This is a genomic window from Actinomadura fibrosa (genome assembly GCF_900659615.1).
In the GTDB taxonomy this organism is placed as follows: Bacteria; Actinomycetota; Actinomycetes; order Streptosporangiales; family Streptosporangiaceae; genus Spirillospora; species Spirillospora fibrosa.
Window position 1 is genome coordinate 23,741 of the sequence record NZ_CAACUY010000082.1, and the last position, 11,015, is coordinate 34,755.

The window sequence follows — 11,015 nt, forward strand, 5'->3', positions numbered from 1 at the left end:
TCGTCTAGAGTCGAGGCGTTCGCACGGACTTCAGGAGAGATGGGGCATGCGCGGAGCGAGACTCGCGGCGGGGGCGGGCAGCCTCGCCCTGGCCTCCGTCCTGGCGATCGCCCCGGCGGCCTCCGCGGTCCGCGGCGCACCGGCCGGACCGGGCGCCCGGCCGCAGGCCGCCCCCACGACGACGAAGCCGACGACGAAGAAGCCGACCCAGAAGCCGACGGCGAAGCCGTCCACCAGCGCGACGCCGAAGAAGACCGAGCCGCCCGCCCCGACGCAGCCCAAGGTCCAGTGCAACAAGCTGGAGGGCCAGCCCGCCTCCGCGATCACCGCGGAGCCGTGGGCGCAGCGCCGGCTCGACTTCGAGCAGGCCTGGGAGATCACCCGCGGCCGCGGCGTGACGGTCGCGGTCGTCGACAGCGGCATCGGGTCCGACCACCCCCAGCTGCGCGGCCGGGTCGCCGCGAGCTTCGACGCGACGAACACCACGACGGCCGACTGCATCGGGCACGGCACGCAGGTCGCCGGCATCATCGGCGGCGCCGACCTGCGTGAGAAGAAGGTCCCGTTCGTCGGCGTCGCGCCGCAGGCGAAGCTGCTGAACGCGAAGTTCACCAACGAGTCGAGCACCAGCGACAGCACCCAGCTGCCGCGCGCGATCGAGTGGGCCGCGCTGCACGGCGCCAAGGTCATCAACGTCTCGGTGGACGCGCCGGACTCCGCCGCCCTCCGCGCCGCGGTGCGGGCCGCGCAGCGGCGGGACGCGCTGATCGTCGCCTCGGCCGGCAACGTCGCGCAGGACCAGCGCGGCAAGGAGAGCGCCGCCTACCCGGCGAGCTACAAGGGCGTGCTGTCCGTCGCCGCCGTCGACGAGGCCGGGACGATTTCCAACTTCTCCAACCTCAAGACGCGGATCGACGTGTCCGCGCCGGGCCAGAACGTCATCTCCACCATCGGCAACGGCTACGTCGGCGGCCTCCAGGGCACGAGCTTCGGCGCCCCCTATGCCGCCGGGGTCGCCGCGCTCGTCCGCGCCAGCCACCCGAGGCTGAACTACCAGCAGGTGATCAACCGCATCCTCGTGACGGCCGAGGGCGGCAACGGGCAGGGCAGCGGGCACGGCATGATCAGCCCGATGCAGGCGGTGTCCGCCGTGCTGGACCCGAACGTCCAGCCCGACCAGACCGGCGCCGCGCGCCCGCTGAGCGGCGCGGTCCCGATCGCGAAGCGCCCGCCGGTCGACCACCGCAGCCGCAACATCGGCCTCGCCGTCGCGGGCGGCGCCCTCGGCCTCGCCCTGCTCGTCGCGTGCGGCGGCGCGGTCATCCCGCTCGGCCGCAGGCGCGGCTGGAAACCGGGCCGCGCCGCCCTCCCCACCGCCACCGACGACCAAGACTGACCCCCGCGCCTCACGACTCGGACGGACGACGGAGCCCCGGGCCAGCGTGGCCCGGGGCTCCGTCGGTCAGGGACGTCCGTCCTACTGCGGGGGTGCGCCGTGGAAGGCGGTCTGGATGAGGCGCTTGCCGGCGCGGCGGTCGGAGTGGGTGCCGCGGCCGACCGGCAGCGGCGACGGACGGACGTCGAACAGGTTGCCCTCGTCCTTGTTGCCGGACATGATCAGCGCCGGGCTGGCCATGTCCTTGAGCCGCTGCATGATCGGGTCGAACATGGCGCGGCCCGCGCCGCCCATCGTCCGGGCGAGGATCAGGTGCATGCCGATGTCGCGGGCCTGCGGCAGCAGCTCGGCGACCTGCGCGAGCGGGTTGCCGGACGGGGTGGCGACCAGGTCGTAGTCGTCCACGATCAGGAACAGCTCCGAGCCGCTCCACCACGAGCGGTTGCGGAGCTGCTCGGGCGTCAGGTCGGACGGGGGGAGCCGGTTGACCAGGGCGCCGTTGACGTCCTTCATCAGCCCGGCCGCGGCCGTCGAGGACGCCGCGTACCCGATCACGTGCTCGCTCTCCGCCGAGTCGAGCAGGGCGCGGCGGTAGTCGAGCATGATGATCCGCGCCTCGGCGGTGGTGTAGCGCTCCTTGACCGCGTCGATGACGACCTGGAGCAGGTTCGACTTGCCGCTCTCGTTGTCGCCGATGACGACGAAGTGCGGGTCGTTGTCGAAGTCGAGCATGACCGGCGAGAGCGTGTCCTCGTCGATGCCGATCGGGATGCGCTTGCCGGTCTCGGCGACGCCGGGCAGCGAGGCGAGCGGCAGCACGTCCGGCAGCATCCGGACCTGCGGCGCGCCCGGCCGGCCCTGCCAGCCCGCCCGCACCGTCTGGACGAGCTGCCGGACGCCGTCGGCGAGGTCCTCGGCGGACGGGCGGCCGTCCACCCGCGGCAGCGCGCCGAGGAAGTGCAGGCCCTCGCGGGTGATGCCGCGGCCGGGCCGCCCCTCGGGGACGTTCGCCGCGAGCTTGCGGTCCATCTCCGACTCGTAGGGGTCGCCGAGCTTGAGCTCCAGCCGCGTCCCGAACAGGTCGCGGATCGTGAGCCGGAACTCCGACCACTTGTTCGTCGCGGCGATGACGTGGATGCCGTAGCCGAGGCCGCGGGCGGCGAGGTCGGTGATCGTGGTCTCGACGGCCTCGAACTCCTGCCGGACGGTCAGCCAGTTGTCCACGACGAGGAACACGTCGCCGAACCCGTCGCCGGGGATCTGCCCCTCGGCGCGCAGCTTGCGGTAGGTGGCGATCGAGTCGATGCCGCGCTCGGTGAAGAACCGCTCCCGCGACTCCAGCAGGCCCGCGACCTCCGCGACCGTCCGGCGGACGCGGTCGGGGTCGAGGCGGCTGGCGACGCCGCCGATGTGCGGGAGGTCGGCGAGCGGGGCGAGCGCGCCGCCGCCGAAGTCGAGGCAGTAGAACTGCACCTCCTGCGGGGTGTGCATCAGCGCCAGCGAGGTGATGAGGGTCCGCAGCACGGTGGACTTGCCGGACTGCGGGTTGCCGGCGACGCCGACGTGCCCGGCGGCGCCGGACAGGTCGAGCCACATCGGGTCGCGGCGCTGGTCGAACGGCTTGTCGACGATGCCGGCGAACGCGTGCAGCCGGCCGCGACCGTCCCAGCCCGCCGTGGTGAAGCCGTACTCGGGTGTCTGCTGGAGGTTCGGGAGGACCTGGTCGAGCGTGCTCGGCTCCTCCAGCGGCGGCAGCCAGATCTGGTGCGGCGGCGGCCCGTGCCCGGCGAGCTGCTTGACGACGAGGTCGAACAGACTGATCTGCGGGCCCTCGTCCTCCTTCGGCCGCTGCCGCTCGTCCTGCTCCTGGATGCGCGGCTGCACGTACGCGGGGGTGAACGGGACGATCTGCGCGAGCTGCCGCGGCCCCTGCCGGGTGTCCTGCGGGCCCTCGTCCTCGGGACGGTAGGGCCCGGACACGTAGGCGGCCCGGAACCGGGTCATCGAGTCGGTGCCGATCTTGAGGTAGCCGTTGCCGGGCGCCTGCGGCAGCTCGTAGGCGTCGGGCACGCCGAGGACGACCCGGGACTCCATCGCCGAGAACGTCCGGAGGCCGATCCGGTAGGACAGGTGCGTGTCCAGGCCGCGGAGCTTGCCCTCCTCCAGGCGCTGCGAGGCGAGCAGCAGGTGGACGCCGAGCGACCGTCCGAGCCGTCCGATCATGACGAACAGCTCCGCGAAGTCGGGCTTGGCGGACAGCAGCTCGGAGAACTCGTCCAGGACGACGAACAGGGTCGGCATCGGCTTCAGCGCCGCGCCCTGCTCGCGGGCCTTCTCGTAGTCGCGCAGCGAGGCGTAGTTGCCCGCCTGGCGCAGCCACTCCTGGCGCCGCACCATCTCGCCGTGCAGCGCGTCGTACATGCGGTCGACGAGGGGGAGCTCGTCCTCCAGGTTGGTGATGATCGCGGAGACGTGCTGGAGGCCGTCCATGCCGAGGAACGTCGCGCCGCCCTTGAAGTCGACGAGCACGAAGTTCAGCACCTCGGACGAGTGGGTCATCGCGAGGCCGAGCACGAGCGTGCGCAGCAGCTCCGACTTGCCGGACCCGGTCGCGCCGATGCACAGCCCGTGCGGGCCGTAGCCGCCCTGCGCGGCCTCCTTGATGTCCAGCTCGATCGGGCGGCCGTCGGAGTCCAGGCCGATCGGCACCCGCAGCCGGTTGCGCGGCGCCCGCGGCTGCCACGACATCCGCGGGTCGATGCGGGCCGGGTCGGGCACGCCGAGCAGCGTGGTCAGCGTCGTCGCGGCGGACAGCGCGTCCAGCTCCTGCCCGACCGCGGCGCTGGCCCGCAGCGGCGCGAGCTGCCGCGCCAGGCCGTCCGCCTGGACGTAGCTGAAGTGGTCGGGGCGGCCGAGGGAGCTCGGCACGTCCTTGCCGGTCCGGTCGCGGCGCAGCATCGCCATCCGGTCGGGCGCGACCCGCAGCCGCAGCATCGTGCTGTCGGACGTCGGCAGGACGTGCCCGGTGAGGTCGATGATGCAGACGCCCTCGATGCCGTCCGAGCCGAGCTGCGAGTCGGGGGTGACGGCGCCGCCGTCCACGATGACGACGTGGTAGGGCAGGTCGTTCTGCGAGAGGCCGGGGGTGAAGCGCGCCCGGTCCTTGACCTCGTTGCCGAACATCCGCTCCAGCTCGGTGAGGCTGCCCGCCATCAGCCGCACCGGCCCCGCCGCGTCCGTGACGGTGGGGTGCATCGCGTGGGGGAGCCACTTCACCCAGTCCCAGTGCGGCATCGCCTCGGGCGAGGCGCACACGCTGACGCGCATGTCGTCGGGGGAGTGGAACGCCGTGAGCTGCGCGATCATCGCGCGGACCATGCCGCGGACCGCGTCCGGGTCGCCCACCGGCAGGATGCGCGAGAACGACGGCAGCGACACCGCCACCGGCAGGTTCGGCACCGTCGAGTGCGCCCGGACGAACCGCCGCAGCGCGCCCGCCGTCATCGGCTCCAGGTCCTCCACCGGGCGGGTCTCCGGCGGGATGAGCTGCACGGCGAGCTTCTGCGGGCCCGCGCCGATCCGCACGTTGCCGAAGTCGGGGTCGGCGGGGCGGCGCTCCCAGATCCGCGCGCTCATCACCAGCGACCACAGCGAGTCGGGGGCGGGGCTGTTCCACTCCAGCGACTCCCGCTGCTGCTCCGCCGCGCGCCGCACCTTCCGGCGGACCTGCGACAGGTAGCGGAAGTAGTCGCGCCGGGCGCCGTTCAGCTTGAACTTCCGCTCGCCGGAGCCGCGGCTGAGCTGGCCGATCATCATGCCGCCCATGGCCAGCGCCATGCCGCCGCTGCTGATCATCATCATGGGGCTCTTCGTGCCGCCGCCCATGAACATCAGCCCCATCATGACCGGCATGACGGCCATGGGCAGGTACATGAGCACGTTCTGCATGCCGCCGCTCTGCTGCTCCGGGATCTCGGGGGGAGATTCCAGCAGCAGCTCGCCCTTGGGGGCGGGGGGCGGCTTCCTGCGCTCCTTGCGCCGGACGAGGATGGTGCTCACCTGGGCGTTCCTCCGGGAGCTGACTGCCCGCGGCGGCCGCGCGGACGTCGGGGAGGACGGCCGGCCGCAGGATACTTGAGATTTAGCGATTGATTTAGCGTAAACGGACGTCACATCCTAAGCTGCGGCTCGATCGGATCCGCCCCCCGATCTGACCCAGGAGGACGGGAGCTTCCGTGAATTCGCCCGCCACGACCGAACTGTGCAGGATCACGATCGTCGCCCCCCGGCGGCGCATCGACGTGTCCCTGCCCGCCGACGTGCCCCTCGCGCACATGCTCCCCACCCTGCTGCGCGCCGCCGGCGAGGACATGGCCGATGCCGGTCTCGCCCACTCCGGCTGGGTCCTCCAGCGGCTGGACGACAGCCCGTTCGACCCGGCGCAGACGATGGCCGCGCTCGGCGTGCGGGACGGGGAGATCCTGTACTTCCGGCCCCGGATGGCGCAGCTCCCGGAGATGTCGTTCGACGACGTCGCCGACGTGATCGCCACCGGCATCCGGGAGCGCTCGGACCGCTGGCGGCCGACCACCACCCGCTCCTTCGGCCTCGGCGCCGCCGCGGCCGCGCTCCTCGTCGCCGCCGTCGTCATCGCGCTGTCCGGGCCGCCGTGGATCGTCCCCGCCGCGGCCGCCGGGCTGGTGGCCCTCGCCACGCTCATCGCCGCGACGATCCTGTCCCGCGCCGTCGGCGACTCCGGCGCCGGCACCGTGCTCGGCTACGTCGCCCTCCCGCACGCCTTCCTCGCCGGGCTCTGCGCGCCCGCCCGCAAGGGCCTGGAGCTCACCGACCTCGGCGCCCCGCACCTGCTCGCCGGGTTCGGCGTCATGACGCTCGCCGCGATCATCGCCGCGTTCGCCGTCGCGGACGGCCTGCCGGTGTTCCTCGGCGTCGCGTTCGCCTCGTTCGTCGGCACCGCCGGCGCGGGCGTCGGCTTCGCCTTCGACGACCTGCCGCCCGCGGGGATCGCCGCCGTCGCCGCCGTCCTCGTCATGATGTTCATCGCGGCCGTGCCGTCGCTGTCGTTCAAGCTCGCGCGGGTGCCGCTGCCGCCCGTCCCGAACAGCGCCGAGGACCTGCGCCGCGACACCGAGACGGTGGACGGCAAGCAGGTCCTCGCCCGCACCGCCGCCGCCGACCGGTTCGCCACCGGCCTCATCGCCTCCATCGCGCTGACGGCGGGCGGCGCGATGCTGTTCCTGTTCGCCGACGACGGCTGGGCGGGCCCCGCGACCAGCGCCATGATGGGCTTCTCGCTGCTGCTGCGGGCCCGCGTCTTCCGCGGCGTCCACCAGCGGGCGTGGATGCTCGTGTCCGGGTTCCTCGGCCTCGTCCTGACCGCGGTCGGGATGGCGGTGCACGGCGGGCAGGTCCTCGCGCTCGCGGCGGCGCTCGTCCCGCTGCTGGTGCTGGCGCTGATCGTCGTGTGGGTCACGCTGTGGCTGCCCGGCCACCGGCCCACCCCGTTCTGGGGCCGCGCCGGCGACATCATCGACATCTTCGTGATGATCTCGCTGATCCCGCTCGCCCTCGCCGTCCTCGACATCTACTCCCGCGTCCGCGGGCTGGCCGGGTGACGCGCTGATGCAGAGCAGGCGGGATCTCTACCAGGCGCACCGCCTGATGACGCAGCGGGTCGGGCTGGCGCTCCTCCAGGGCGAGCCCGACATCGCCGAGTCGCCGATGCGGCGCCTGTCGGTCGGCGCGTTCGCCGGCGTGATGGTGGGCCTGCTCATCGTCGCGGTCTTCGGCATCTGGGGCATCCTGTCGCCGGGCGGCGCCAAGGGCCTCGACAAGCCCGGCCAGCTCATCATCGAGAAGGAGACCGGGACCAAGTACATCTACGACGCCAACACCGGCAAGATGTTCCCGGTCGCGAACTACGCCTCGGCGATGCTCGCCCTCGACTCCGACAACCCCGGCCGCCGGACCGTCTCGCGCAAGTCGCTCCGCAAGTTCGAGCGCGGCCCGATGATCGGCATCCAGGGCGCGCCCGACTCGCTGCCCGACAGCAAGCAGCTCGTCCGCGGCCCCTGGTCGGTGTGCGTCCGCGAGGCGCCCACCACGACCGGCGTCAAGCAGGACATCACCGCCCTCGCGGCGGGGCGGGACGTCGGCGGGCGCGGCCTCACCGACGGCGAGGCGCTGGTCGTCCAGCAGGCCGGCAGCCCGTGGGTCATCTGGAAGGACCACCGGATGCAGCTCACCGTCCCGCTCGACCAGGTGCCGGTGCTGACCAACGGCCCGCAGGCCGCCGAGGTGCCCTCGACCTGGCTGAACGCGATCCCGTCCGCGGGCAGCTTCGGCGCCCCGGAGGTGCCCGGACGCGGCCAGAACGTCTCCGGGCCCGCGGGCCGCCAGGCCAAGGTCGGGCAGGTGTTCAAGGCCGAGACCGGCGCGGGCGGCCAGGCGCTCTGGTACGTGATGCTGTCCGACGGGCTCTCGCAGATCAGCGAGACGCAGGCGCAGCTCCTGCTCCGCGACCGCAACACGAGCCTCGCCTACCCGGGCGGGCAGGCGCGGCCGATCGAGACGGACGTCCCGTCCGCGCAGCAGATCACCTCGCGGACGCGGCTGCTCGACAACAACCTGCCGCCGACGCTGCCGAAGTTCGCGAACTGGGACAAGAGCACACCGCTGTGCTCGGTCTTCCCGATCGGCTCCCCGACCGCGCGGCTGACGATCGGCGGCTCGCTCCCGCCCCCCTCGTCCGCCTCCCTCGGCGCCGGTTCCGCCGGCTCGACCGGGACCGTGGACCAGATCGTCCTGCCCCCCGGCGGCGCCGCGCTGATGAGCCTCGTCCCCGGCGGCGGCGACACCTCCACCGCGGGCGGCGGGTCCGGCTCGCTGTCGCTGGTCAACGACCAGGGGATCCGCTTCGCGCTGCCCTCGGCGGACGTCGCCAAGAAGCTCGGCTACGACGCCGCGAAGGCCGCGCCCGTCCCGTCCAGCGTCATTCACCTCATTCCGGCCGGTCCCGCCCTCGATCCGACACTTGCCCGTAAACCGGTGCCCACGTCGAAGGCGTAGGATGGCCAGGGTCGAGTGTGGCGCATGTCACAGAAAAACCACTCGGGGGCTCGAAACCGCTAGATCACCATTTGCGTCGACATAGACGGCGTCAACAACCTATGATCGCTGGCATTTCGACGTCATGGGAGTGCTCCCCGGGCAGGTCGGTGCGGCAGGCCCCCCACTTCGTTCCCGTGACCCGCGACAGATCTCGCAAACGGAGGTGACACTGTGGGTGGACAGTCCGCAGTCGACAGAAGCGCAATGCAGCAGGCGGCGACCCGGATCGAGGACTCCGCCGGCATCGTCAAGGGCCTGCAGAGCCAGCTCGAAGGCCACAAGTCCTCGCTGATGTCCGGCTGGGCCGGCAACGCCTCGGTGTCCTTCGACCGGGTCTTCAACGAGTTCCAGACCGAGATGACCAAGGTGCGGACGGCGCTCGAGGGCATGCACCAGAAGCTGGTGCACACCAAGATCACCTACGAGTCGACCGAGGAGGAGCAGACCGACGCGGTCAACAAGATCAACCAGCTCCTCAACGGCGGCACCTGATCGGCCCGCTCCCACCGACCATCCCCCTGACTCGGAAGGACTCCTAAGGTGAGCGACAGTTACACCAAGGCCAATTTCGGCACGATGCAGCAGGCGCAGGCCGACTTCACCCTCGCCTACCGCGCCCTGGTCGACGAGCTCGACGACCTGGAGAAGGAGCTGGAGAAGCACCTCGCCCAGTGGGAGGGCAGCGCGCAGGGCGCCTACTGGGAGGCCAAGGCCCAGTGGGACGCCGCCGCCGCCCACATCGGGCAGGTCCTCAACCAGCTCGGTGTCGTCATCGGCGAGGCGCACAGCAACTACAGCAGCGCCGAGCGTCGGAACCAGGGCATCTGGGGCTGACGTCCGGTCCCGCAGCATCCGCCCGCGTCGTGCAGAGCCCTTACCCGGGCCTGCACGACGTAGGCGCTCCAGGGCTGGCCGTCATTTCGCCAGGAGGGGCGAGCTATGAGCAAATACCACATGACGCCTGAGCAGCTCGCGAAGGTCGAGCACACCTACACCACGGGGTACGGCGAGTACACCCAGGTGGAGACGCAGCACGGGCTCACCCAGCAGGAATTCAACGACCTTCCCGAGTGGCAGCAGCGCCAGTACTACTACGAGTACGGCCCTGGGGTGAACGCAGGCCACCCGGACGACCCGGCCAACCGGCTCCCCCGCGCCCACGAGCCCGTCCGCGGCTGGGACCAGAAGGCCGGCAAGGGCTACGAGGTCAATCCCGGCGAGCTCCGGACGCTGGCCAAGGACATGCAGTACCAGCTGGACATCTGGGTCAACAACCTGAACAAGGTCGGCTCGGTCGCCATCACCACCAAGGACTTCGGCGACGCTCCCGGCGCGGAGAACCTCGTCGAGGTGATGAACGCCAGCAAGACCGGCTTCAACGAGTACATCGGCGCCATCCAGACCGCCTACAAGGGCGTGATCGGCAAGCTGAAGGCGACCGCGGACTCCTACGAGAACGCCCACCACACGACCGACGGCCAGGTCAACGGTGTGAAGCCCACCGGCGGCCCCCAACCGGACCTCAGCTGACGACCCTGGCCTGAAAGGAGGGTGAAGCATGGGCAAGGACACCGAGCGCTATCCCATCCGGGACGGCAAGTCGTTCGGCTCGCACAACGCCAACGACATGAGCTTCGACGACATCAAGAACAAGCTGGCGAGCATCAACCCCGAGGCCGTCGGCAAGGCCGGCACGGCCTACAAGGACGCGGCCGACACGCTCGCGCAGATGACCGACAAGCTCAAGAACGACTACGCGAAGCGGATCATCGCGAACTGGCAGGGCGAGGTCGCGCAGACCGCCCTCGACCAGCTCGGCCAGGTGCACGCCACCGCCGGGAAGCTGTCCGACGACAGCCACAACAACGCGCAGCTCTACACCTGGTACAAGACGAACATCCTGGACTGGTACAAGAACGCCGGCCAGGACATGTCCGACGGGTACATCCACACCGACGGTGATGACAAGGACGCGCGCGAGCGCATGAACAAGTTCATCACCCGGATGGGCGAGGCCTTCGAGAAGCACCCCGTCAACATCGAGAAGGACCTCCCGTCCGCGCAGGGCACCGGCTACGACACCCCGCCCGGCGGCACTCCCCCCGGCGGCGGGACCCCGCCCGGTGGCGGCGCCCCGCACGGCGGCGGCGGGCTCGGCAGCGGCCCCGGCGGGAAGTTCGGTGCCGGCTCCGGTCTGGGCAGCGGCCCCGGCGGCGCCTTCGGGAGCGGCTCCGGCGCGAACAGCCCGTTCAGCCCGGCCGCCGGCAGCGGCCCCCACCTCAACCCGGGTGACGGCGCGGGCTCCTTCCCCGGCAGCGGCAGCCACGGCGGTTCCGGTCTCGGCAGCGGACCCGGCGGTCTCGGCGGGATCGGATCCGGCGGGAACGGCACCGACCTGTCGAGCTTCCCCGGCGGCGGTGGCGGCGGCCTCGGCGGCGACCCGAGCGGCCTCGGCGGCGGTGGCGGCGGCCTGGGCTCCGGCCCCGGC

At 71.9% G+C, this 11,015-nt stretch carries 8 protein-coding genes; 7 read left to right on the plus strand and 1 reads right to left on the minus strand.

Annotation, left to right across the window (positions count from 1 at the left end; translation table 11 throughout):
• The first annotated feature begins 46 nt into the window (after nucleotides 1-46).
• Entirely contained in the window at nucleotides 47-1,396 is a 1,350-nt protein-coding gene (locus E1300_RS25410; protein ID WP_131759579.1) for a S8 family peptidase, read from the plus strand.
• Nucleotides 1,397-1,477: 81 nt separating this feature from the next.
• On the opposite strand, the gene eccCa is transcribed toward E1300_RS25410, so the two are convergent.
• Complete coding sequence (eccCa, locus tag E1300_RS25415) at nucleotides 1,478-5,455, minus strand: type VII secretion protein EccCa (RefSeq protein WP_131759580.1); 3,978 nt, start codon at nucleotides 5,453-5,455, stop codon at nucleotides 1,478-1,480.
• A gap of 176 nt (nucleotides 5,456-5,631) precedes the next feature.
• Here eccCa and eccD point away from each other — a divergent pair, with 176 nt between their 5' ends.
• The 6 genes from eccD to E1300_RS25445 form a co-directional block, all read left to right on the plus strand.
• A complete protein-coding gene (gene eccD, locus E1300_RS25420) occupies nucleotides 5,632-7,032 on the plus strand; it encodes a type VII secretion integral membrane protein EccD (RefSeq protein WP_131759581.1) in 1,401 nt (466 codons plus the stop codon).
• A gap of 7 nt (nucleotides 7,033-7,039) precedes the next feature.
• Nucleotides 7,040-8,485 (plus strand): type VII secretion protein EccB, encoded by a 1,446-nt coding sequence (eccB, locus tag E1300_RS25425; RefSeq protein ID WP_131759582.1) that lies wholly within the window; start codon nucleotides 7,040-7,042, stop codon nucleotides 8,483-8,485.
• A 213-nt stretch (nucleotides 8,486-8,698) separates the two neighbouring features.
• Nucleotides 8,699-9,019 (plus strand): WXG100 family type VII secretion target, encoded by a 321-nt coding sequence (locus E1300_RS25430; RefSeq protein ID WP_278045383.1) that lies wholly within the window; start codon nucleotides 8,699-8,701, stop codon nucleotides 9,017-9,019.
• 48 nt (nucleotides 9,020-9,067) lie between these two features.
• Nucleotides 9,068-9,361, plus strand: coding sequence for a WXG100 family type VII secretion target (locus tag E1300_RS25435; protein ID WP_131759584.1), 294 nt, complete (start codon nucleotides 9,068-9,070; stop codon nucleotides 9,359-9,361).
• A gap of 105 nt (nucleotides 9,362-9,466) precedes the next feature.
• Nucleotides 9,467-10,057 (plus strand): hypothetical protein, encoded by a 591-nt coding sequence (locus tag E1300_RS25440; protein ID WP_131759585.1) that lies wholly within the window; start codon nucleotides 9,467-9,469, stop codon nucleotides 10,055-10,057.
• A gap of 28 nt (nucleotides 10,058-10,085) precedes the next feature.
• A partial coding sequence (locus E1300_RS25445) for a WXG100 family type VII secretion target (RefSeq protein WP_131759586.1) occupies nucleotides 10,086-11,015 on the plus strand: 930 nt, incomplete at its 3' end.